Annotated in this window: 17 protein-coding genes; 9 read left to right on the top strand and 8 right to left on the bottom strand. The window is 62.6% G+C overall.

Annotated elements, in window-relative coordinates:
* Positions 1 to 137: 137 nt before the first annotated feature.
* Together I2H31_RS11540 and I2H31_RS11535 are read right to left on the bottom strand one after the other, a co-directional pair.
* Complete coding sequence (locus I2H31_RS11540; protein WP_196293178.1) at positions 138 to 1,220, bottom strand: mannose-1-phosphate guanylyltransferase; 1,083 nt, start codon at positions 1,218 to 1,220, stop codon at positions 138 to 140.
* Between the two features lie 77 nt (positions 1,221 to 1,297).
* The gene (locus I2H31_RS11535) at positions 1,298 to 2,254 is read right to left on the bottom strand and encodes a KpsF/GutQ family sugar-phosphate isomerase (protein WP_196293196.1); all 957 of its coding nucleotides are present in this window, start codon (positions 2,252 to 2,254) and stop codon (positions 1,298 to 1,300) included.
* Positions 2,255 to 2,633: 379 nt separating this feature from the next.
* Between I2H31_RS11535 and recQ the strand changes: the two genes are divergently transcribed.
* From recQ to I2H31_RS11520, 3 genes are all read left to right on the top strand, one after another.
* Positions 2,634 to 4,838 carry a DNA helicase RecQ gene (gene recQ / locus I2H31_RS11530; RefSeq protein ID WP_196293177.1) on the top strand — a complete coding sequence of 735 codons (2,205 nt, stop codon included), beginning with the start codon at positions 2,634 to 2,636 and terminating at the stop codon, positions 4,836 to 4,838.
* Between the two features lie 244 nt (positions 4,839 to 5,082).
* Entirely contained in the window at positions 5,083 to 7,185 is a 2,103-nt protein-coding gene (locus tag I2H31_RS11525; protein WP_196293176.1) for a M3 family metallopeptidase, read from the top strand.
* Positions 7,186 to 7,358: 173 nt separating this feature from the next.
* The gene (locus tag I2H31_RS11520; RefSeq protein ID WP_196293175.1) at positions 7,359 to 7,862 is read left to right on the top strand and encodes an EamA family transporter; all 504 of its coding nucleotides are present in this window, start codon (positions 7,359 to 7,361) and stop codon (positions 7,860 to 7,862) included.
* 151 nt (positions 7,863 to 8,013) lie between these two features.
* Here I2H31_RS11520 and I2H31_RS11515 read toward each other — a convergent pair whose 3' ends face one another.
* A complete protein-coding gene (locus I2H31_RS11515; protein ID WP_196293174.1) occupies positions 8,014 to 8,337 on the bottom strand; it encodes a hypothetical protein in 324 nt (107 codons plus the stop codon).
* 151 nt (positions 8,338 to 8,488) lie between these two features.
* Between I2H31_RS11515 and I2H31_RS11510 the strand changes: the two genes are divergently transcribed.
* Entirely contained in the window at positions 8,489 to 10,966 is a 2,478-nt protein-coding gene (locus I2H31_RS11510) for a TonB-dependent receptor (RefSeq protein WP_196293173.1), read from the top strand.
* Between the two features lie 153 nt (positions 10,967 to 11,119).
* A complete protein-coding gene (locus I2H31_RS11505; protein WP_196293172.1) occupies positions 11,120 to 12,265 on the top strand; it encodes a PepSY-associated TM helix domain-containing protein in 1,146 nt (381 codons plus the stop codon).
* A 74-nt stretch (positions 12,266 to 12,339) separates the two neighbouring features.
* Here I2H31_RS11505 and I2H31_RS11500 read toward each other — a convergent pair whose 3' ends face one another.
* Both I2H31_RS11500 and I2H31_RS11495 read right to left on the bottom strand, forming a co-directional pair.
* A complete protein-coding gene (locus I2H31_RS11500; protein ID WP_190927064.1) occupies positions 12,340 to 12,762 on the bottom strand; it encodes a BrxA/BrxB family bacilliredoxin in 423 nt (140 codons plus the stop codon).
* 232 nt (positions 12,763 to 12,994) lie between these two features.
* Positions 12,995 to 14,116: a glycoside hydrolase family 43 protein gene (locus I2H31_RS11495; RefSeq protein WP_196293171.1), complete on the bottom strand. Its 1,122-nt coding sequence runs from the start codon at positions 14,114 to 14,116 to the stop codon at positions 12,995 to 12,997.
* A gap of 304 nt (positions 14,117 to 14,420) precedes the next feature.
* Between I2H31_RS11495 and I2H31_RS11490 the strand changes: the two genes are divergently transcribed.
* On the top strand, positions 14,421 to 15,311 hold the full coding sequence (locus I2H31_RS11490; RefSeq protein WP_230687686.1) for a pirin family protein: 891 nt from the start codon (positions 14,421 to 14,423) through the stop codon (positions 15,309 to 15,311).
* Between the two features lie 125 nt (positions 15,312 to 15,436).
* Here the strand turns inward: I2H31_RS11490 and I2H31_RS11485 are convergent, their stop codons facing one another.
* A complete protein-coding gene (locus I2H31_RS11485; RefSeq protein ID WP_196293170.1) occupies positions 15,437 to 17,089 on the bottom strand; it encodes a M28 family peptidase in 1,653 nt (550 codons plus the stop codon).
* A 169-nt stretch (positions 17,090 to 17,258) separates the two neighbouring features.
* Between I2H31_RS11485 and I2H31_RS25170 the strand changes: the two genes are divergently transcribed.
* From I2H31_RS25170 to I2H31_RS11470, 3 genes are all read left to right on the top strand, one after another.
* Positions 17,259 to 18,485, top strand: a complete 1,227-nt coding sequence (locus I2H31_RS25170; RefSeq protein ID WP_230687685.1) for an ABC transporter ATP-binding protein — start codon at positions 17,259 to 17,261, stop codon at positions 18,483 to 18,485.
* The gene (locus I2H31_RS11475; protein WP_196293169.1) at positions 18,473 to 20,044 is read left to right on the top strand and encodes an ABC transporter permease/substrate-binding protein; all 1,572 of its coding nucleotides are present in this window, start codon (positions 18,473 to 18,475) and stop codon (positions 20,042 to 20,044) included. Before I2H31_RS25170 ends, I2H31_RS11475 begins: the two co-directional genes overlap by 13 nt.
* A 139-nt stretch (positions 20,045 to 20,183) precedes the next feature.
* Positions 20,184 to 20,705, top strand: coding sequence for a GNAT family N-acetyltransferase (locus I2H31_RS11470; protein ID WP_196293168.1), 522 nt, complete (start codon positions 20,184 to 20,186; stop codon positions 20,703 to 20,705).
* A 109-nt stretch (positions 20,706 to 20,814) separates the two neighbouring features.
* On the opposite strand, the gene I2H31_RS11465 is transcribed toward I2H31_RS11470, so the two are convergent.
* Both I2H31_RS11465 and I2H31_RS11460 read right to left on the bottom strand, forming a co-directional pair.
* Positions 20,815 to 21,861, bottom strand: a complete 1,047-nt coding sequence (locus I2H31_RS11465; protein WP_196293167.1) for a 2Fe-2S iron-sulfur cluster-binding protein — start codon at positions 21,859 to 21,861, stop codon at positions 20,815 to 20,817.
* Positions 21,862 to 21,877: 16 nt separating this feature from the next.
* The gene (locus tag I2H31_RS11460; protein ID WP_196293166.1) at positions 21,878 to 22,426 is read right to left on the bottom strand and encodes a hypothetical protein; all 549 of its coding nucleotides are present in this window, start codon (positions 22,424 to 22,426) and stop codon (positions 21,878 to 21,880) included.
* Positions 22,427 to 22,465: the final 39 nt, after the last annotated feature.

The raw sequence follows: 22,465 nt of genomic DNA, 5'->3' as shown, positions 1-22,465 counted from the left end.
TTACCTCGCCCCCAACCACTTCGAATCCCAACTCAAAACCACGTACCAGTTCTGTCCGGCTTAGCTAGACCACCTCAACCCCCAAGCAGGACAAGAGATAATATGGGTTTCACCGGCACGGCGGGGTTCACCGTTTGCTAATTGTACCCCGCGCCCTTCTTGGCCTTCACATCGGCCACGAACTCCTTCACGCGCTGCTCCTCGCTGCGCTTGCAGATGAGCAGCACGTTGTCGTACTCGGCCACGATGTAGTCTTCCAGGCCCTGCACCACCACCAGCCGCTCCGAGGGCGTTTTGATGACGCAGCCGGTGGTGTCGTAGAGCAGCACGTCGCCGCTCACCATGTTGCCGTGCTCGTCGTGCTCGCCGATGCGGTGCAGCGAATCCCAGGTGCCCACGTCGCTCCAGCCGAAGTCGGCGGGCAGCACGTACACATTATCAGCCTTTTCCATCACCCCGTAGTCGATGCTGATGTTGCGGCAGCGCGAATACGCTTCGCTGATAAAGCTTTCTTCCTCAGCCGTACCCAACTGCGTAGCGCCTTCGTCGAACACTTCGGCGATGTCGCTTAAATACTGGTGGAAGGCGTTGATGATGACGTCGGCGCGCCACACAAATAGTCCCGAATTCCAAAGGAAGTCGCCGCTCTCCACGAACATCTTCGCAATTTCCAGATTGGGCTTCTCGGTGAAGGTTTTCACCTTGTGCAGCTCGCCGCCGGGCAGGCTCTGCTCGTCCATGTATTGGATGTAGCCGTAGCCGGTATCGGGCCGGGAGGGCTGAATGCCGAGCGTAATGAGCACGTCGCTGGCTCGCGCGGCGGCCACCGCCTTGCCAATGAGCCGGCGAAACTCGTCTTCGCGCAGCACGGCGTGGTCGGCGGGCGTCACGATGATGGTGGCCTGCGGGTCGCGCTGGGCAATGCGGTAGCTAGCGTAGGCAATGCACGGTGCCGTGTTGCGGCCAATGGGCTCGCCCAGAATCTGGTCGGCGGGCAGGTCGGGCAGGTGTTCCTGCACCAGCTGGGTGTAGTCGCGGTTCGTGACGACGAAGACGTTTTCGCGGGGGCACACGCCGGCAAACCGGTCCACGGTCAGCTGGAGCATGGAGCGTCCCACGCCGAGTACGTCGTGGAACTGCTTGGGGTGGTGGGTGCGACTAAACGGCCAGAAGCGGCTGCCAATGCCGCCCGCCATGACGATGAGGTAAGTAGAATTCATTGGGGCAAAGGTAAGGCCCAGCCAGAACGTGTAGGGAAGTCGCCGCCCGGTTCCTTCAGAACGTCACGCCGAGCGCACTACACCAGCCCCTCGCGCAGCAAGTCGTGCAAGTGAATGAAGCCGGCAAACTGCCCGGCCTCCGTCACCACCAGCTGCGTGATGTTGCGCTGCTGCATACGCGCCAGCGCTTCCGCCGCGAAATCCTCAATGTCAATCGTGGCCGGGCGCGGCGTGAGAATGTCGCGCGCCCGCAGGCTTTCCAGGTCCGAAAAGCTGCCCAGCATGCGCCGCAGGTCGCCGTCGGTGATGATGCCGGCGAGTTGCCCGGCGGCATCCAGCACGGCCGTGGCCCCGAGGCGCTTGCCCGAAATTTCAAGCAATACTTCCTTTAGCGGGGCTTCTTCGGTCACCTGCGGGCGCTGGTTCTGGCGGCTGAGGTCGCCCACTTTCAGGTAAAGGCGCTTGCCGAGGGTGCCGCCGGGGTGCAGGCGGGCAAAGTCGGCGGCGGTGAACTGCCGGCTTTCAAGCAGGCACACGGCCAGGGCGTCGCCCAGGGCCAGGGCGGCGGTGGTGCTGGTGGTGGGCGCCAGGTTATTCGTGCAGGCTTCTTTGGCCACCGGAGCGTGCAGAATGTAAGTGGCCTGCTGGCCGAGATAAGAATCGGCGTTGCTCACCAGGGCGGCCAGGGGCACGCCTTTGCGGCGCAGCAGCGGCACCAGCACCTTGATTTCGGGCGTGTCGCCGCTCTTGCTGATGGCAATGACGAAGTCCTCGGGCTGAATCATGCCCAGGTCGCCGTGAATGGCGTCGGCGGCGTGCATGAACAGGGCCGGTGTGCCCGTGCTGTTGAGCGTGGCCACGATTTTGCCGGCCACGTGGGCGCTTTTGCCAATGCCCGTGACCACCACGCGGCCCTTGAGCTGCAGAATGGCCTGCACGCAAGCCACGAAATCGGGGGTGGCGGCCAGGGCCTCGGCCACGTCGAGCAGGGCGGCGGCTTCTTCGTGCAGCACCTGCCGGGCAATGGTCAGCATGTCGGCGGGCGACGGGGCGGTCGCGGCGGCCGAGGGAGCAAGTTCAGAGGAAGCGGGCATGGGCAAAGCGGAAAGTGCAGTGCAAAAATCGGGGATAGAAACTAAGCCGGCGGCCGCCGGGAGCCGACCCCGCTGGCACAACAGCGGTGCGGGGCACATTCGTTTTCGGCCGACAAAAGCCCATTGCTCGCAGCGGCTGGCAAATCGGCTGTTCATCTGGCCGTTGCTTTTTGCGGAGCGCGGCGGCCGGAATTTGGCGTTACCAAATTGTTTTCCACAATTCAAGAAAAACACCATTTTTCACGTTAAAAACCAATCGGTGTGCTTATCTTCGTTAAGAACCACGCTTCTAATACGCTCCCATTTGAGCCTTCGAACTATGTCCACCGTTGCTCTGCAAGAATTCCCGGTCCTGACGGCCGATTTGAAACATACGCTTAAGAAAGTATTCGGCTACGGCCAGTTTCGGGGAACCCAGGAAGCTGTTATTCAAAACATTTTGGCGGGGCGCAACACCTTTGTCATCATGCCCACCGGCGCGGGCAAAAGCCTGTGCTACCAGCTGCCGGCCTTGGTGTTGCCGGGCACGGCCATCGTGATTTCGCCCCTCATCGCCCTGATGAAAAACCAGGTCGACCAGCTCGGCGCCTTCGGCGTCAATGCGCAGGTGTACAATTCGACGCTGACCAAAACGGAGATGAACCGGGTGAAAAAGGACGTGATGAGCGGCGAGGTGCGCCTGCTCTACGTGGCCCCGGAAAGCCTGACCAAGGACGACACCATTGAGTTTCTGCTGAAAAGCACCATTAGCTTCGTGGCGATTGACGAGGCCCACTGCATTTCGGAATGGGGCCACGACTTCCGACCCGAGTACCGCAAGATTCGCGGCATCATCGACAACCTGGGCGGCAACGTGCCCATCATTGCCCTCACGGCCACGGCCACGCCCAAAGTGCAGCTGGATATCCAGAAGAACCTGCAGATGGACGACGCTTCGGTGTTCAAAACCAGCTTCAACCGCACCAACCTTTACTACGAGGTGCGCGCCAAGCACAACACCAAGAAGCAGCTGATTCAGTACGTGAAGCAGCACAAGGGCAAGGCCGGCATCATTTACTGCCTGAGCCGCAAGAAGGTGGAGGAAATTGCCGAGCTGCTGCGCGTGAACGACGTGCGCGCCCGCCCCTACCACGCCGGCCTCGACCAGCAAACCCGCATCGACAACCAGGACGCTTTCCTCAACGAGGAGTGCGACGTCATCGTGGCCACCATCGCCTTCGGCATGGGCATCGACAAGCCCGACGTGCGCTTCGTGGTGCACTACGACGCGCCCAAATCCATTGAAGGCTACTACCAGGAAACCGGCCGCGGCGGCCGCGACGGCCTGGAAGGCGACTGCCTGATGTTCTACAGCTACGACGACATTCTGAAGCTGGAGAAGTTCAGCAAGGACAAGCCGGTGACCGAGCGCGACAACGCCCACCAGCTGCTGGCCGAGATGACGAACTACGCCGAGTCGTCGGTGTGCCGGCGGCGGCAGTTGCTGCACTATTTTGGCGAGCAGCTGGACAAGGACTGCGGCTTCTGCGACAACTGCAAGCACCCCAAGGAGCGGTTTGAGGGCGAAGCGGCCGTGGGCCTGGCCCTGCGCGCCGTGGTGCAAACGGAAGCCCGATTCAACCTGAACCACATCGGCCAGGTGCTGCTGGGCCTGAACAACCCGCACATCGAGAGCTACGCGCACAACGCGCTGCCGGTGTACGGCCAGGGCAAGGAGCTGGGCGACGCCCAATTCTGGCACTCGGTGCTGCGCCAGTGCCTGCTGAACGGCTTTTTGGAGAAGGACATCGACAGCCTGGGCCTGGTGCGCATCACCGACAAGGGCATGGACTTCATCGAGAATCCGTACGCCATCACGCTCACGCGCGACCACAACTTCGACGCCGAGCAGAAGGCCGACGAGGAAAAAGAGGAAGTGCAGCACGCCGCCGGGCACGACGAAGCCCTGTTTGCCCAGCTCAAAGAGCTGCGCAAGCAGGTGGCCAAGCAGAAAAACCTGCCGCCCTACGTCCTGTTCCAGGACCCGAGCCTGAAGGAGATGGCCACCACCTACCCCACCACGCTGCACGACCTCACGCACGTGTCGGGCGTGGGCCAGGGCAAGGCCCAGAAGTTTGGCGCGCCGTTCGTGGCGGCCATCAAGAAGTACGTGGAAGACAACGACATCGAAACCGCGGAAGACGTGGTGGTGAAGTCGGCCGTGAACCGCTCAAAAATCAAAATTTACATCATCCAGCAAATCGACAAGAAGATGATGCTGGAGGACATTGCGTCCTCGAAAGGCATTTCGATGACCGAGCTGATGGAGGAAATTGAGCACATCTGCTACTCCGGCACCCGCCTGAACATCGACTATTTCCTGGACGAAATGGTGGAGCCCGAGGTACAGGACGAGATTTACGACTACTTCATGTCGGCCAGCACCGACAACATTGCCGTGGCCATGAAAGAGCTGGGCAACGACTTTACCGAGGAAGAGCTGCGCTTGGTGCGCGTGAAATTCCTGAGCGAGGTGGCCAATTAATCCCGGCCGTTACCCACTGTGCATTTGCCCCAACGAAGCCACCTCGCGCAAGAAGTGGTTTCGTTGGGATTTCTTTTTTCCACTTGTCATCCTGAGCGTAGCGAAGGACCTTCTCACGTTTGAACACCGTCGCTCAAACGTGAGAAGGTCCTTCGCTACGCTCAGGATGACAAGTGGAAAAACGGTTTACCGAAACCGACCGCCTGTTAACTTGCCTGACTTTTCAACTTTTCTGCTTTAAAGTATGACTTCTTCTTTTTCCCGCCGGGCGGTTTTGCGCGGCGCATTGGCGTTGCTTTCCGTGACCACGCTGGAAGCCAACGCCGCCGGGCCGCCTACCACGACCGCCCCGAAAGCCGCGGCCAACCCGCTAATGCCCGCTTTCAACCAGCCCATTGCCTTCAGCAAAGCCACCAAGGCCGACGTGCAACAAGCCACCGACCGGGCCATTGCCAACACCAAAACGGCCCTGACGGCCATCTACAACGTGCCGGCGGCCAAGCGCACGTTTGCCAACACCATGCTGCCGCTCGATGCGCTGAACGACAACTTCGGCAGCGCGTACGGGCCCATCAGCATCCTGTTTAATGCCAGTCCCGACTCAACGGTGCGCAACCAGGCGGAGCGCAGCATTGCCCTGCTCAGCAAGTACAGCAACGAGCTGGAACTGGACGAAAAGCTGTACCGGGCGGTGAAGGACTATTCGAAAACCAAGGAAGCCCTGGCCCTGACCGGCCCGCACAAGAAGTTTCTCACCGAAACGGTGGACGAGTATGAGCGCAACGGCTTTGCCCTGAGCCCGGAGAAGCGGCAGGAGCTGCAAAAGCTGAACGACAAAATAGCCGACCTGAGCCTGGCCTTTGGGGCCAACATTGCCAAGGACAAGAGCTTTATGCTGGTGAATGAGGCCGATTTGAAGGGCCTACCGGACGACTACATCAAGAGCCGTCCGCGCGAGGGCGCGGCCTACCGCATCAACGTGGACGGCCCGGCCTACACCACGTTCATGAAGTACGCGGAGTCGGAGCCGCTGCGCAAAAAGCTCTACACGCTGTATAACAACCGCGCCGCCGAGGCCAACCTGCCGGTGCTAAAGCAGTTGCTTATCGAGCGCCAGAAAAAAGCCCAGTTGCTGGGTTACAAAACCTACGCGGCCTACCAAACCAGCAGCCGCATGGTGAAAAACCCCGAAACCGTGTGGGCCTTCGAAACCAAGCTGGTGGACCGGGTGAAGGTGAAAAGCCAGCAGGACCTGGCCGAGTTGCTGGCCGTGAAGCGCGCCTACCTCAAAGACGTGAGCGCGCAAAGCATCGCGCCCTGGGAAACCGGTTTCTACAACAACCTGCTGATGCAGAACAAGTACCAGCTCGACGGCGAGAAGGTGAAGGAGTATTTCGAGGTGAACCATGTGGTAGACGGCCTGTTCCAGACCACGCAGCAGCTGTTTGCCCTGAAATTCAACGAGGTGAAAAATCCGTCGGTGTGGCACCCGGACGCGCGCATGTTTGAGGTGCAGCGCGACGGCAAGCTCATCGGGCGCTTCTACATCGACCTGTTTCCGCGCGACAACAAGTATACCCACGCGGCCTGCTTCGGGGTGCAGTCGGGCCGGGCCACGGCCCAGGGCTACCAGCTGCCCACCGCCGTGCTGCTCTGCAACTTCAACGCGCCCACGCCCGGCAAGCCGGCCCTGATGAACCACAGCCAGGTGGTGACCTTCTTCCACGAGTTCGGCCACGTGATGCACAACCTGCTGACCACGGCCGAATTATCAAGCCAGGCCGGCACCAGCGTGAAGCGCGACTTCGTAGAAGCGCCCTCGCAGATTCTGGAAAACTGGGCCTGGAACTATGACGCCCTCAAGACCTTCGCCAAGCACTACCAGACCGGCGAAGTGCTGCCCAAGCCGCTCTACGACAAGATGTGGGCCGCCCGCAACGTGGGCTCGGGCCTGGCCGCGTCGCAGCAGATTCTGTACGGCACCCTGGACATGACCCTGCACGACCGGTTCGACCCGAACGGCACCGAAACCACCACCGATGTGCTCAAGAAGCTGCAAAACCAGATTACGCCCTTCGCCTACCTCGACGGCACCAACATGCAGGCCGCTTTCGGCCACCTCACCGGCTACGGCGCGGGCTACTACGGCTACATGTGGTCGAAGGTGTACGCCGAGGACATGTTCTCGGTGTTCGAGAAAAATGGCATCATGGACAGCAAAACCGGCCTGCGCTACCGCGACCTGATTCTGGCCAAAGGCGGCACCGACGAGGAATACAACCTGGTGAAAAACTTCCTGGGCCGCGAGCCCAACCAGGAAGCCTTCTTCAAGTCACTGGGATTGTAGGCATTAGTCACCAACCTAAATATTCCTCAGTCCAACAAAAAGGCCGCTTTGAATGAAGCGGCCTTTTTGTTGGTTGTCCGGTTCCGAAGCAACTGGTTTCAACTCTGCCGCTTGGGCAGCGTATTGACAAGTACGCTTAGCAGGCTGCTTGGCAAATACTTACCGAGTTATATATGTGGGTTATTTTGGCGTTGATGGCCGCTTTGGTGTCGGCTACCGTGGTTACGTTGTCGAAGGCGGGCATCAAAAACGTGCCGCCCAGCCTGGCTTTTGCCATTCAGGCGGTGCTCATCATCATCGTGTCGTGGGGCACGGTGCTGTGGCAAAACCTGCTGCCCGACCTCGGCAAGATTGAGCGCAAAAGCTGGATTTTTCTCATTGCGGCGGGCATTCTTACGGCCGCATCCTCGCTGCTTTCCTTCCGGGCGCTGTCCATTGGCGATGCCTCGCGGGTGTCGCCGCTCACCAACGTGGCCCTGGTGTTTTCCGTCACGTTGGCCGCCATTTTCCTCAAGGAGAAACTCACCTGGCAGGTAATGCTGGGCGCTGGGCTCATGGCCAGCGGCGCCTTGCTCATCGCCTTCGCCAAACCGGTCGAAAAGCCCGAGGATGCCGGCAAAAAGAACGGCCGCCCCGAAACCGGCACGACCATCTACGAATCCAAGTCTGCGGCGTAAGCAGCCATCAGGAAATTACAGAGACGCAATATTTTGCGTCTCGTCGTTTGCACGGTTTGGGTTGCGTTTGCACGTTATTGTTCGGGTGCAAGTCGTTCAACGACGAGACGCAAAATATTGCGTCTCTACCGCAAGGCACCTTCAACTAAGGTCATTTTGCGGCCGGCGTCAGCAGCGTTTCGGCTTCCAGTAGCAGCGAGGCGCCCATCAGCAAATCGTGCAGAAGGAAAACTTCTTCCAGATTGAATACAAAGTTTTGGGAGGCCACTGGGCCGGGCAACACCACGCACCGGGCCTGCGGGGCGGGCACGCGGCTAGCGTGGCGCTCGTAAAGCTCAGCCACCACCGCGCGCCACTCGGGTAGCTCCGGCCGCTTGAGGCACAGGGCCACGTTGCCAAAGTACAGGTGCACGCAGCAGCCCGTGGGGCAGCGCGAAATGCAGCCCAAGTCGTTGTGATGCAGGTAGCGACACATTGTAGGAGAGGGAAAACGGTGAGTCAGTCGCAAAGGTATTGGCCGGTTTTCTGCCCGCAAGCTTATTTAGAAATATTCTAAATAATTTTTTGAGAGGTCACAAACGCCCTTACATTTGCCCTTGATTAGAATGATTCTAAATAACACCTCAATGAAAACCCGACTTTTTCACGTCCTCTTTTTTATTCTTGCGCTGTGCGCGGTGCCTGCCTGGGCGCAACAAACGGGTAGCATTGCCGGCCGCGTAACCACTACCGATGGCGACGCCGCCGAATCGGTGAGCGTGGGGGTGCAGGGCCAGCCGCTGGGCGGCATCACCGACGGCGAGGGGCGCTACTACATCAACTCGGTGCCGGCGGGTACTTACACGGTGGTGGTATCCTTCGTGGGCCTGAAGCCGGCGCAGCAACAGGTGACGGTGGAAGCCGGCCAGCGGGCGAAGGTGGATTTCCGGCTGGCCGAAAGCACGGCCGAGCTGCAGGAAGTCATCGTGCAGGGCGCGCGCACCAATAAGTTTAACCGCTCCAACAGCGTCGACGTGGCCAAAATGCCGCTCAAAAACCTCGAAAATCCGCAGGTGTACGCCACCGTGGGCAAGGAATTGCTGACCGAGCAGGTTGTTTTTTCGGTGGAGGATGCGACGCGCAACGTGCCGGGCCTGCAGAAAATGTGGGACGCCACCGGCCGTGGCGGCGACGGTGGCGCGTTCTACGCCAGCCGGGGCTTTGTGGTGTCGAGCCAGCTGCGCAACGGCGTGGCCGGCAACGTGACCAACACCATCGACGCGGTGAACCTAGAGAAGCTCGAAGTTATCAAAGGACCGTCGGCCACGCTGTACGGCAGCGCGCTGACGTCGTACGGGGGCTTGCTCAACCGCGTGACCAAGAAGCCGTTCGAAACGTTTGGGGGCGAAGTGTCCGTATCGGGTGGCAGCTACGGCTTCCACCGGGTGAGCGCCGACGTGAACACGCCGCTCAACGCCGCCAAAACGCTGGCTTTCCGCCTGAACACGGCCTACAACTACGAAGACAATTTCCAGAACGTGGGCTACGCCGGCTACGCGAAAAATCTGGCCATTGCGCCCAGCCTGCAGTTCAGCCCCACCGACCGCCTGACCATTAACCTGGACGCGGAAATCTATCGGGGCAGCAACATTGGCAAGCAGCTCATTTACTTCAACTACCGTGAAAACACCCAGTACCTAGGCTTTTCGCGGGCCGATGAAGCGCCGCTCGACTACCGGCAGTCGTACCAGGGGCCGGGCCTGACGCAGGACTCGCGCAGCACCAACCTGTTTGCGCAGGTGCGCTACCGCATTTCGCCCAGCTTCACCTCCACCACCTACCTCACGTCGAGCCGCAGCTACTCGCAGGGCAAAGGCCCATACTTCTACCTGATATCGAACACGAGATACGCCCTGGACTCGCTGGAAGCCGCGAATCCCCAGGCAGGGATTCCCCCGGGCTTTGCGCGCCGGCCCGGCGTCCATCACCTGGACCGGGCCGACCAGTCGACGCAAAACAGCCACAGCGATACCTACGAGGTGCAGCAGCTTTTCAATGGGGATTTTCAACTGGGCGGGCTGCGCAATCGCGTGGTGCTGGGGCTTGATTTCCTGCGCATTGATTCCGGCCTGGACTTTTTTGGCGGGACCATTGACATGGTGCCGGTGGGCGTGGCGGGCTACGACTACCGCACCTTCAATGGCGCCGCCGTGGATGCGGCCTACGCCGCCGCCGCGCCGCCGCACTACCCGGTCACGACCAAGGTGAACACCTACAGCGCCTTCGCTTCCGACGTGCTCAACCTGACCGACCAGCTGAGCGTGCTGGCGGCTGTGCGCGTCGACCGCTACGACAATAACGGTGGGCTGGTCTACTTCCCAGTAGAATCGTACAAGCAAACGGCGGTTTCGCCAAAGTTCGGGTTGGTGTATCAGCCCGTAAAAGACCGGGTGGCGCTGTTTGCCAACTACCAGAACAGCTTCCGCAACCTGAATACCACCTACCAGGATGCAGGTAACCAGCCGCGCATCACCACCCCCGAGCGGGCCAACCAGGTGGAAGCCGGCGTGAAGCTGGACGCGGCCGGTGGCCGGGTGAGCGCCACCGTGAGCTACTACGACATCCGGGTGCAGAACATCCTGCGCACCCTCACGGCCACCACCAGCGCCCAGGACGGCAGCCAGTGGAGCCGCGGCGCCGAGCTAAACCTGACGGCCAACCCGCTGCCGGGCCTGAACCTCGTGGGCGGCTTCGCCTATAATTACTCCCTGGTGGTGGATACCAACGAGGACTTGAACGGCCGCCGGCCCGCCACGGCCTCGTCGCCCTACCTAGCCAATGCCTGGGTGAGCTACCGCCAGCCCGAGGGCCGGCTTAAGGGCCTCGGCGCGGGCATCGGGGGCAACTACGCCAGCGACAACAAAATTTTGAACAGCGTCTCGCAGGGCGTCTTCACGCTGCCGGCCTACACGGTGCTCACCGCCAGTATTTTCTACGACCAGTCCAAGTTCCGCGTCTCGGCCAAAGTCGACAACCTCACCGACCAGAAGTATTGGCTTGGCTACACTACCCTGACTCCGCAAAAGCTGCGCAGCATCGTGGGCTCAGTGGCGTATAAGTTTTAGGGTTGCTGTAATTGAACGGACGAGAACGGTCATGCAGCGCGGAGCGAAGCATCTTTACCGCGCAACGCATTCCAATCGCAATGGTTTACTGTTGCGGTAAAGATGCTTCGCTGCGCTCTGCATGACGTTCTGTTTCAACTTTCAATCCCCACCATGACTTTCAAAAAAGCCATCGGCAAACTGCACCTCTGGCTGGGGCTGGGCTCCGGGCTGGTGGTGTTCATTGTGAGTTTGACGGGCGCCATTTTCACGTTTCAGGACGAAATCCGGGACCTGACCGAGCCCGGCCGCAAGGTGGAAGCGCAGGCTACGGCCATGCTGCTGCCCTCGCGCCTGCAAGCCGTGGCGCTGGCCGGGCACCCCGATGTGCCGGCCTCCACGACCTGGACGACCTACTTCGGCCCCGAGCGCGCCGCCACGGTGTTTTTTACGGATTCAGGCAGCCAACCCATCATGGTGTCGTTGAACCCGTACACCGGCCAGGTGCTGAACGAGCAAAACCTGCGCTACCACTTCTTCAGCATCGTGCAGGCCATTCACATGACCTTGCTGCTGCCCGAAGCGGTGGCCAAATGGGTGGTGGGCGGCAGCGTCGTCGTCTTCGTGGTGATGCTGGTCACGGGGCTGGTGCTGTGGTGGCCCAAGCGCAAGCAGGAACGCCGACAGCGCTTCACCATCAAGTGGGGGGCTCGCTGGCGGCGCATAAACTACGATTTGCACAACGTGCTGGGCTTCTACGCCGCCAGCATTGCCGGGCTGCTGGCCCTCACGGGCTTGTTCATGATTTTTCCGGCTTTGCTCGACTCGGCCATGCTGGTGGCCAATGGCGGCCGTGAGTATCCGCAGGAAAAAGCGGTGGCCAAAGTAGATACGCTGCAAGTCGTGACGGCCGCTGCCCAGTTGTTGCCTGATGTCATTTACCGCACGGTGCGGCGCCGCTCGCCAGGCGCTGAAATGGTCCTCATTGGGCCAACCGGTGCTGGCAAAGAGCCGGCGCAGTGCTGGGCCTACCAGCGGGCGCTGCACTACTACCACCGCGACGAATACGCCTTTCACCCCGTATCGGGCCAGCTGCTGCAAGCCCGTTTTCACACCAGCAAGAGCAACGGCGCCAAGCTCTCCGACATGAACTACGACCTGCACACCGGGCAGATTATGGGCCTTGGCGGCAAAATCGTGGCCTTTCTGGCCAGCTTGATTTCGGCCAGTCTGCCCGTGACGGGCACCGTGCTTTGGTGGGGGCGTCGCCACAAAAAAGCCAAGCCGAAGACGCAGAAAGCCGCAGCGCTCAGCGCCTGAGTTTCTCAATTGCAAGTCAGCAAAAAAGGCCCGTCGGTTCACGACGGGCCTTTTTTATGGAAGCATGCTTTTGCTTAGCAATACTCTTCGAACGCGCCTTGCAGGTTGTTGACGATGCGCATGGCGTCGGAGCCTTCGATGTGGTAGCGCTCAATCATGTGCACCAGCTCGCCGTCTTTGAACAGGGCGATGCAGGGCGACGAGGGAGGGTACGGGAGCAGGTGCTCGCGCATTTTGGCCACGGCGTCGGTTTCCATGCCGGCGAAAACGGTGACCAGCTTGCCGGGCTTTTTGTCGGCGCTGGCGAGGGCCATTTTCAGGGCGGGGCGGGCCTTGGCGGCGGCGCAGCCGCACACCGAGTTCACGGCCACCAGCACGGTGCCTTCTTTGTCGGCCAGGGCCGATTCCACTGCTTCGGGCGTCATTAATTGCTCAAAGCCAACCTCGGTGAGGTCCTGGCGGATGGGCGCCACCATGTATTCGGGATAAACTGCCATTGTCGTAATGATTTATTAAAAAGCGGCGCGGCCGCATGAGGATGCAAAAATACGCATGCTTAAAGCAACGAGGGCCGCGGAAAGTTTCGGGGCGGGAGTTGGTAAATAACAGCACGTCATGCTGAGCTTGTCGAAGCATCTCTACCGCAGCACTAACTCAAATTAGTTGCGCGGTAAAGATGCTTCGACAAGCTCAGCATGACGTGCTGTTGTTTCTCAGCGTCAACCGACCTTACGGCACTATCGTCTCAATGCCGCCATCGGCGCGGCGCTTCAGCTCGGTCACTTTGATGTTGCGCAGCCAGGTTTTGCCCGAGAGTTGGGTGTCGTGATAGAAAATGTACCACTTGCCGTCTTTCTCGATGATGGAGTGGTGGGTGGTCCAGCCCTGCACGGGCTGCATGATGACGCCCTGGTAGGTGAAGGGGCCGGTGGGCGTGGCGCTGGTGGCGTACACCAGCAGGTGCGTGTCGCCGGTGGAGTAGGAAAAGTAATACTTGCCCTGGTACTTGTGCATCCAGCCGCCTTCGAAGAAGCGCCGCTTGGTATCGCTGGCCAGCAGCGGCTTGCCGGCTTCGTCCAGGATTTTAATTTCCTGCACCGGGCCGTCGAAGTGCTTCATGTCGGCCGAGAGCTTGCCCACGCGGGCGTTGAGGGCGGGCACGTCGGTGCTGGGTTCTTTTTCGGGGGCGTTGGCGTCGTAGGCGCCTTTTTGCCAGCGCTGCAGCTGGCCGCCCCACAAGCCGCCGAAGTACATATAGGAGTTGCCATCGGTGTCCTGGAACACGGCCGGGTCGATGCTGAAGCTGCCGGCGATGGGCGTGGCCTCCGCCTTGAAGGGGCCGGCGGGCGTTTTGCTGGTGGCCACGCCGATGCGGAAGACGTCCTGCTTGTCCTTCACGGGGAAGTAGAGGTAGTAGGTGCCGTTTTTGAAGGCGGCATCGGGCGCCCAAAGCTGGCGACCGGCCCAGGGAATGTCCTTGATGTCGAGCCCCACGCCGTGGTCCGTCACCTTGCCGTTGATGCTGTCCATCGACAGGATGTGGTAGTCGCGCATGGCAAAATGGTCGCCCTTGTCGTTTTCCGGAATGCCGGCTTCGATGTCGTGCGAGGGGTAGATGTAAATCTTGCCCTCGAAGAGGTGGGCCGACGGGTCGGCGGTGTAGATATTGCTGATGAGAGGCTGCGACAGCGGCGGCTTCGCGGCTGGGGCCGCGGCCGTGGTGTCGGCTTTGGGGGCCTCGGTGGTGGCGGTGGTTTCCTGGGTGGTGGGGTTGCTTTGGCAGGCACCGAGCAGGGCCAGCGAAGCCGCTAGCACGGGCGCCAGGCGCTGCGTTTTGGAGGAGGTGAGCATGGGGAATTTTGGGGTGTAAGCAGGTTTGCGAAGGCTGCCGAAAACAGTTTGGTCGCCGTGAACAACCTGGCGTTTGCAGCGAATGGCGCGTAAATATAGAAGCACAAACCACGCCTGCAACAAGCTGATTGATAACGCTTTTTAAGACAAAACTACCGAAACCGTTTGTGATAGGTCAGCAAAACTCAATGGTCCCTGGCGCGTTTAGCGGAGGCGGGCGCATAACTATTTTGACGCCCAACGCTTTTACCAAACGGCCACCGAGCGCCGGCTTTTCCTCCCGCTTTTTTCGCTTCTACTTCTTATGGACACCACGCAGGACACCACCTTCCGCCGCATCTTCCAGGTCATCGACGGCAACCGCAAAGCCGTGGGCGACGGCTTCCAGGTGACGAGCCCCATGCCGGGGCCGCGCATCCGCCAGCTCAGCCCCTTCCTGCTCATCGACCACATCGGGCCCATGCCCATTGCGCCCAGCGAAAAGCCGCTGGGCTCGCCGCCCCACCCCCACCGCGGCTTCGAAACCGTGACTGTGATGTACCAGGGCGTGCTGGCCCACCGCGACACGGCCGGGCACACCGGCAACATCGGCCCCGGCGACGTGCAGTGGATGACGGCCGGCGCCGGCCTCATGCACGAGGAGCTGTACGAGAAAGAGTTCACCCGCCGCGGCGGCACGCTGGAAGTAGTGCAGCTGTGGGTGAACATGCCCAAAAAGGACAAAATGGCCCCGGCCAACTATCAGGACATTCCCTCCTCCGAAATCAAGACCCTGCCCACCCCGGACGGCCAGGGCACCGTCCGCGTCATCGCCGGGGAATACGAGGGCGTGCGCGGCCCGGCCAGCACCTTCTCGCCCCTGACCATGCTGGACGTGCACCTGCCCAAAGGCAGCGAGTTCACCCTGAAGCTACCGCAAGACTACAACGTGGGCCTCTACATTGTGAAGGGCGACGTGTTGCTGCACGGCAACCGCCCCGCCGCCACTAAGCAACTCGTGGTGCTGGGCTGGGATTCCGAAGAAGCGCACATTGCCGCCACCGAGGACAGCATCATCCTGGTGCTGGCCGGCGAGCCCATCGAAGAGCCGCTGGCTACTTACGGGCCGTTTGTGATGAACACGAACAAGGAACTGGTGCAGGCCATTGCCGACTATGAGAGCGGCGCGATGGGCAAGTTCGAGGACGAGGAGTAAGCCTGTCCCGTCATCCTGAGCGCAGCGAAGGACCTTGTCACGTCAGCTACAAGCAGCCTGATGTGACAAGGTCCTTCGCTGCGCTCAGGATGACAGAGTTTCTGATATGACTGGATATTTGGCATCTACCGCTTACCGTAGCGCGCCCCGAAAAAGTCGCCCTTGTTCCAGGTGGGGCGCGCGGGGTTCTGGGCCACTTGGTAGCCGATGAGGAAGCAGAGCTGCACGTATTTCTTGGCCGCGTCGAAGTCGAATTGGCCGTTGATGTCGTCCTGCGGCTTGTGGTAGGTCACGGCGCGCCACTTCTGCACTTCCTCGCTGAGGTTGTTCTTGCCGTCGGCCGTTTTGTTGCCGTATTTGATGTGCAGGGCCGGGATGCCGGCCGTCACGAAGCTGTACTGGTCGCTGCGGATGAAGCGGTTTTGCTCGGGCTCGGGGTCCTGCTCCAGCGCGACGTTCATGTAGGCCGCGGCGCTTTTCACGGGCTCGATGAGGCTGGAATGCGGGGCACCCAGCGCCACCACGCTCAGCAGCGGGGCAATGAGCGTGGGCATGTCCATGTTCACATCGGCCACAATTTTGGCCTTGGGCACGGTGGGATTGGCGGCAAAGGCGGCCGAGCCCAGCAGGCCCAGCTCCTCGCCGGTCATGAACACGAAGAGCATGCTGCGCTTGGGCTTCTCCTTGAGCTTGGAGTAGATTTTGGCGATTTCGAGCACGCACGACACGCCCGAGGCGTTGTCGTGGGCGCCGTTGTTGATGGAGTCGCCCTTCACCGGCGCGGTGATGCCCAGGTGGTCCAAGTGGGCCGAATGCACCACGTACTCGTCCTTCAGCTTGGCATCGGAGCCCACGAATTTGCCCACCACGTTGTAGCTCTCGATGTCCTGATAAGTCGACTGCGCGCTGGCCGTGACGGTGGTTTTCAGCGCGGCCGAAGCCGGTTTGCCGCTTTTGAGGGAGGCGAAAACCTGGGCCGTGTCGAGGGCTGCAGTTTGCATCAGCCGCTGCAGGGTGGCGGCGCTCACGGCCCCGTAAAACTGCTGCTTGCTGCCGGCGGCGAAGGTGCGCGACACGGCCACGTCGCCGGTGGGGCCCAGCACGCTGTAGGTGCCGGCTTTCAGGCTAGGCAAGGGGCCGGCGTGGGCCGAGGCCAGCAGCAAGCCCACGGCGCCGTGCTGCACGGCCGCCTTCAGCAGCCCCGCCAAATCCTGGCTGGCCGAGGCCACGGTGGAGGCAAACGTGCGCGGCGCGCCACGCACAATCACCACGATTTTGCCTTTCACGTCGAGGCCCTTGTAGTCGTCGTAGCCCAGCTCGGGCGCGCTGATGCCGTAGCCGGCGAAGGCCAGCGGCACGTTCGTGACGCTGGTGGCCGGCAGCTTGGGGCTGGGGTACACCACGTAGTCCTGGCCGGCCACGAGGGGCAGGGCCACGCCCTGGGCATCGCGAGCGGCAAAAGTGGCGTCGCCCTTGAGGAAAGCCCGGCGCAGGCGCACTTTCTGGATGTAGGTGCCGTCGTCGCCGGCGGGCTGGGCGCCCAGTTCCTTTAGTTGCCGGGTCACGTAGTCGACGGCCAGCTGATAGCCGGGGGTGCCGGCCTTGCGGCCCTGCAGGCGGTCGTCGGCCAGGTAGGCGATGTGGGCTTTGATGTCGGCGGGCTGCACTTGCTCAAGGGCTTGCTTGACGGGCGCGGGCACGGTGAGCGGGGCTTGCGCATGGGCGGCGCCGCTGAGCAGCATACTGGCGAAAGCAAGGGTTGCTAGATTCAATTTCATTGGGAAAACGTAAAATCGTGTTGGCCCATTGCTGGGATTCCGGCGGCGTGGCGCGGCGCAAAGTAGCGCGAACTTTGTAGTTCGCGTACCTACGCCATTCGGGTGGGACCGTACGCCGTTCGGGTGTCGTTCTGGCACGCGAACTACAAAGTTCGCGCTACTTTGCGCCATGCCCGACCTTTCCGCGCCCGTCATCCGGGTTTCTGGCCTTACCAAGCACTTTGGCGCCCACGCCGTGGTGCGCGACGTGTCCTTCGCGCTGGCCGCGGGCGAAACCCTGGTGCTGCTGGGCCCCAGCGGCTGCGGCAAAACCACGCTGCTCAAAATGCTCAACCGCCTGATTGAGCCCGACGGCGGCACCGTGGAAATCAACGGCCGGAACGTGCGGGCCCAGCGCCCGGAGGAGCTGCGGCGCGGCATGGGCTACGTCATTCAGCAGGTGGGGCTGCTGCCGCACTACACCGTGGCCGAGAACATTGCGGTGGTGCCGCGCCTGCTGGGGCACGCGCCGGCCGCCATTGCGGCGCGCACCACGGCCCTGCTCACGCGCCTGCACCTGCCGCCCGCGCGCTACGCCGGCCAGTTTCCGCACCAGCTTTCGGGCGGGCAGCAGCAGCGCGTGGGCCTGGCCCGCGCCCTGGCCGCCGACCCGCCCATTGTGCTGCTGGACGAGCCCTTCGGCGCCCTCGACCCCATCACGCGGGCCAGCATTCGGCGCGAGTTTCGGGAGCTGGAGGAGCTGCGCCGCAAAACGGTCGTCCTCGTCACCCACGACGTGACGGAGGCTTTCGAACTGGCCGACCGCATTCTGCTGCTCGATGCCGGGCAGGTGCAGCAGCTGGGCACGCCCCGCGAGCTGCTGTTCCGGCCCGCTAATGACTTTGTGCGCCGCTTTTTCGCGGCCGAGCGGCTGGCGTTGCAGTTGCGCATCCTCACGCTGGGCGATGTTTTCATTGAAACAACTGCCGCTACGCCTGATGTCGACAGTGATAGGCCTGGTATTGACAGCGAAAAGCCTACTATTAACAGTGGTAAGCCTGGTATTGACAGGGATAAGCCTGATATAGGTAGTGATAAGCCTGATATTGAAAACAATAAGCCTTATGATAACAATGTAATGCCAAGTTTCAAGCATGATATGCTTGATATTAAGAATACAATGCCTGGTATCGGGTCAACTACGCCTGCCATCATCAATTGGATGCCTGGTATCGACACCGATGAGCCTGATACGGGCGCACCGCCGCCGTCTTTCACGGCTGCAACCACGGTGAATGAAGCTCTGGAAGCCCTCACCAGTGGCCCGGCGGACCAGGCCGCGCCTTTCACGGTGGCGCAACTCATGGCCGCCTTTGGCGCCGCCCTGCAACGAGAGGAGGACGCATGGAAACGCTAACGGCCCTTTTCACCTTCTGGCGGGAGCAGGCCGGCAAGCTGGGCGAGCAAACCCTGCAGCACATCGGCCTCACGGCGGGCTCCTTGCTGCTGGGGGTGCTGCTGGGCGTGCCGCTGGGGCTGTGGCTGTCGCGCCGGCCGCGCTGGGCGCCGGCGGTGCTGGGCGTGGCCGGCGTGCTCCAGACGGTGCCCAGCATTGCCCTGCTTGGCTTTCTGATTCCGCTGCTGGGCATTGGGCCGGCGCCGGCCATTTTCGCGCTGTTTCTGTACTCGCTGCTGCCCATCATCCGCAACACGCTGGCCGGCATTCGGGGGGTGCCGCCGGCCGTGGCGGAGGCCGCCCGCGGCCTGGGCCTCACCGATGGGCAGGTGCTGCGCCACGTGGAGCTGCCGCTGGCGCTGCCGGTGCTCATGGCCGGCATTCGCACGGCGGCGGTGATAAATGTGGGCGTGGCCACGCTGGCCGCCTACGTGGCGGCCGGCGGCCTGGGCGAGTTCATCTTCGGCGGCATTGCCCTGAACAACCCCGCCATGATACTGGCCGGCGCCCTGCCCGCCGCCGGGCTGGCCCTGGCGTTTGATGCGCTGCTGGGCGGCGTGCAGCGGCTGAGCTCCCGGCGCCTGGGCCAGGTGGGCGCGGGGCTGCTGGTGGCGCTGCCGCTGCTGGGGGCGTTGTACCTGCTGCCGCGCGCCACCGGCAAGCTGCTGGCCGGCTTCAGCCCGGAGTTTGTGGGCCGGGCCGACGGCCTGCCCAGCCTGCGCAAAACCTACGGCCTCACGCGCCTGCCCAGCGTGGTGCTGGCCCCCGCGCTGGTGTACGAAGCCGCCCGCAACGCCCACGTGGACGTCATCGACGGCTACAGCACCGACGGCCGCATCCGGGCCTACCACCTGCGCGTGCTGCGCGACGACCGCCACACGTTTCCGCCCTACTACGCGGCGCCGGTGGTGCGCCCGGCCCTGCTGCGCGCGCACCCGGAGCTGACGCCGGTGCTGGCCCAGCTCGAAGGGCAGATTTCTGATTCGGTGATGACCAACCTGAACTACCGGGCCGACTACCTGCACCAGGACCCCAAAGCCATTGCCGAAGCTTTTCTGCGGCGGCGCGGGCTGTGGCACGACGCCCGCCCGGCGGTGGCCGGCGCGCCGGTGGTGCGCCTGGGCTCCAAGATTTTTGCCGAGCAGTACATCTTGGCCGAGCTATACGCGGCCCTCATTCGGGGCAATACCGACCTGGCGGTGCAAACCAAAACCGGCCTCGGCGGCACCACCATCTGCTTCGAGGCCCTGCGCAGCGGCGCCATCGATATGTACCCGGAATACACCGGTACGGGGCTGCTGGTGCTGCTACAGCCCCGTCCCGCCGTGGTCGACTCGCTGGGCGGGCAGCCGGCGGCGGTGCTGCGCTACGTGCGGCAGGAATTTCGGCGGCGCTACCAGCTGGAATGGCTGGCGCCGTTGGGCTTCAACAACACCTACGCCCTGCTGATGCGCGAGCAGCAGGCCCGGCAGCTGGGCGTGGCGAGCGTGTCGGAATTAGGGGCGTTTCTGCGCGAGTAGCGGGCGCACGTCTGTCATCCTGAGCCCAGCGAAGGACCTTATCACCGCTGAATAGTTAGCAATAACTTAACTGCTGCGAGCGTGACAAGGTCCTTCGCTGCGCTCAGGATGACAGACGAAGAGGCGCTACTTTCGCGCCATGCTGCTTGCCTTTGCTACCTCCGCTGATATTCCCCGCCTGACCGCCCTTGTGAACCGCGCCTACCGCGGCGACGCCTCCCGCCAAGGGTGGACCACCGAAGCCCACCTGCTCGACGGCCAGCGCATCGACGCGGCCGGAATGGCCGAGATGCTGGCCGTGCCCGGCGCCGCCATGCTCCTGTGCCTGGCCGAAAACGGCGAGCTGCTGGGCAGTTTCTACGCCCACGCCACGGGCCCGCAAGTCTACCTCGGCATGCTGGCCGTCGACCCCGAGAAGCAAGCACGCGGCGTGGGCAAATTCCTCCTCAAAGCGGCCGAAGACTACGGCCGGCAGCACGGCTGCACCACGAGCAAGATGACCGTGATTTCGGTGCGAACCGAGCTGCTGGCCTACTACGAGCGCCAGGGCTACCGCCGCACCGGCGCCACCGAGCCCTTCCCCACCGACCCGCGCTACGGCATTCCGCGGCAGCCGCTCACGCTGCTGGTACTGGAAAAACCACTGGCCCTGCCGCAGTAGAGACGCAATATGTTGCGTCTTGTCGTCCACGTCGTTCGGGTATCGTTCAACTGCGAGTCGTTCAACGACGAGACGCAACATGTTGCGTCTCTACTTGCCAATCGGCTTTTCAGTTGAAATCTAGGGATACGTCGCCCCCGACGGGGTAGCCGGTGCAGGTGAGCACCAGGCCGCGGGCCAGCTCGCGGTCGGTGAGGACTTCGTTGGTGCTCATCCAGACGCGGCCGGCGGTGCAGCGCACGGCGCAATTGCCGCACTGGCCGGCCTCGCAGCTGTAGGGCAGGCGCAGGCCCGCCTGCCGCGCGGCCTGCAAAATGGTGCGCGGGTACTGCACCGGAAAGCGGTGCAACTGGCCGCGCAGGGCAATGCTGACCTCGTGCGGCTCCGTATCGGGCGGCAGCAGCGGGGCCGCGCCCGCCAGGCCCGTCTGGAATAGCTCGCGTCGGATGTGGGCCAGCGGCAGGCCGGCGTCGTGCAGGCCGTAGGTGGCCATGCGCATGTAGTTCAGCGGCCCGCAGAGGTAGGCCAGGGTGCGGGCGGGGCTGGCCGGCGCGTGCCGGGCCACCAGCTGTTCCAGCAGCTCTTTGTGCAGGTGGGCGCGGTAGAGCACGGGGTCGTTGCTGAAAAACAGCTCCAGGTGCAGCCGCTGCGAAAACTGCTGCGCCAGTGCCCGCAGCTCGGCCAGAAACAGCGCGTCGTCGGCCGCATGGCTGCTGTAGAGCAGCAGCACATTCAGGTGCGGGTGGCCGTGCAAAGCCGTTTTCAGCAACGAAAACAGCGGAGTGATGCCGCTGCCGGCCGCCACAAAAATCAGTTGCTCGTATGCCTCTGCATCCGGCGGCAGGGTGAAGAATCCGCCCACGCCGCTGCTGCGCAGCACCTCGCCCACGCGCACCTGGTCCACGAGCCAACGCGAAAACAAGCCGTTTTCCACCCGCTGCACCGTGATGGCGGGCAGCTCATCCAGCCCCGGCGCCGAGCTAAAGGAATACGAACGGCGCACTTCCGTGCCGCGCTGCTCGCGCACCAGGGTCAGGTATTGGCCGGCTTCGTAGGCCAGGGCCTCGCCGGGCTGGGGGCGCAACACCAGCGTCCGGGCCTCGGGGCCGTGCGGCCGAATGGCTTCAACGGTGAGCAGCTGGTAAGCGTCGGGCACGGCGTTGCGGCAGCTGTTAGCTTTTGGTCGGCCCGGTGTTTTCGCCCGGCGCTTTGTCCGCCTCTTCCGTCGGATTTTGGCTGTTCATGCCGATGCGTTGCGCGGTTTCTGGGTCGGGCTGCGGGTAGTTGCCGCCGCCGTAGCCGCCGGCAAAGGGGTTAGCGCCGGTGTCGGTTTGCCGGTCCGAGAGGTCTTCGCGCCCGCCGGCCGAGCCCAGGCCGCCGCGGATACCGCTTTGGTCGTAGCCGCGGTCTTCGTCGCCGTTGTCGGCGTGGCCCATGCCCTGGCCGCGGCCCACGTCGCCGGTGGGGTCGTTGGTGCCGGCAGCGCCCGCGCGCCGGGCGCGGTCAAAGTCGGAGCCGGCGCCGGTGGCCGGGCCGTCGCCGCCCAGCTCGGGGCCGTGGGGGCCGGCGCCGCCCCGGTTATCGTCGGCCCCGGCCATCACCGTCGACATGTCGCGGGAGTCTTCCTCGGGCGAGTTGCCGGGGCCTTGGTCGGCGCCCAGCTGGGCCGAGTCGGGGTGGCTGGTCAGTTCGTTGTCGTCGGGCTGTGAGGTCGTCGTCATGGTCAGGCTAAAATGGGGAAGGAAAAGGCTCCTGCGTTT

The organism is Hymenobacter ruricola (assembly GCF_015694525.1).
Taxonomy (GTDB): Bacteria; Bacteroidota; Bacteroidia; order Cytophagales; family Hymenobacteraceae; genus Hymenobacter; species Hymenobacter ruricola.
This window is presented reverse-complemented; position numbering and strand designations above follow the sequence as displayed.

Bases quoted from the DNA above. Each gene is read 5' to 3' on its own strand.
- I2H31_RS11540 (WP_196293178.1), bottom strand. From the start codon at position 1,220: ATGAATTCTACTTACCTCATCGTCATGGCGGGCGGCATTGGCAGCCGC.
- I2H31_RS11535 (WP_196293196.1), bottom strand. From the start codon at position 2,254: ATGCTGACCATTGCCCGGCAGGTGCTGCACGAAGAAGCCGCCGCCCTG.
- recQ (WP_196293177.1), top strand. From the start codon at position 2,634: ATGTCCACCGTTGCTCTGCAAGAATTCCCGGTCCTGACGGCCGATTTG.
- I2H31_RS11525 (WP_196293176.1), top strand. From the start codon at position 5,083: ATGACTTCTTCTTTTTCCCGCCGGGCGGTTTTGCGCGGCGCATTGGCG.
- I2H31_RS11520 (WP_196293175.1), top strand. From the start codon at position 7,359: ATGTGGGTTATTTTGGCGTTGATGGCCGCTTTGGTGTCGGCTACCGTG.
- I2H31_RS11515 (WP_196293174.1), bottom strand. From the start codon at position 8,337: ATGTGTCGCTACCTGCATCACAACGACTTGGGCTGCATTTCGCGCTGC.
- I2H31_RS11510 (WP_196293173.1), top strand. From the start codon at position 8,489: ATGAAAACCCGACTTTTTCACGTCCTCTTTTTTATTCTTGCGCTGTGC.
- I2H31_RS11505 (WP_196293172.1), top strand. From the start codon at position 11,120: ATGACTTTCAAAAAAGCCATCGGCAAACTGCACCTCTGGCTGGGGCTG.
- I2H31_RS11500 (WP_190927064.1), bottom strand. From the start codon at position 12,762: ATGGCAGTTTATCCCGAATACATGGTGGCGCCCATCCGCCAGGACCTC.
- I2H31_RS11495 (WP_196293171.1), bottom strand. From the start codon at position 14,116: ATGCTCACCTCCTCCAAAACGCAGCGCCTGGCGCCCGTGCTAGCGGCT.
- I2H31_RS11490 (WP_230687686.1), top strand. From the start codon at position 14,421: ATGGACACCACGCAGGACACCACCTTCCGCCGCATCTTCCAGGTCATC.
- I2H31_RS11485 (WP_196293170.1), bottom strand. From the start codon at position 17,089: ATGAAATTGAATCTAGCAACCCTTGCTTTCGCCAGTATGCTGCTCAGC.
- I2H31_RS25170 (WP_230687685.1), top strand. From the start codon at position 17,259: ATGCCCGACCTTTCCGCGCCCGTCATCCGGGTTTCTGGCCTTACCAAG.
- I2H31_RS11475 (WP_196293169.1), top strand. From the start codon at position 18,473: ATGGAAACGCTAACGGCCCTTTTCACCTTCTGGCGGGAGCAGGCCGGC.
- I2H31_RS11470 (WP_196293168.1), top strand. From the start codon at position 20,184: ATGCTGCTTGCCTTTGCTACCTCCGCTGATATTCCCCGCCTGACCGCC.
- I2H31_RS11460 (WP_196293166.1), bottom strand. From the start codon at position 22,426: ATGACGACGACCTCACAGCCCGACGACAACGAACTGACCAGCCACCCC.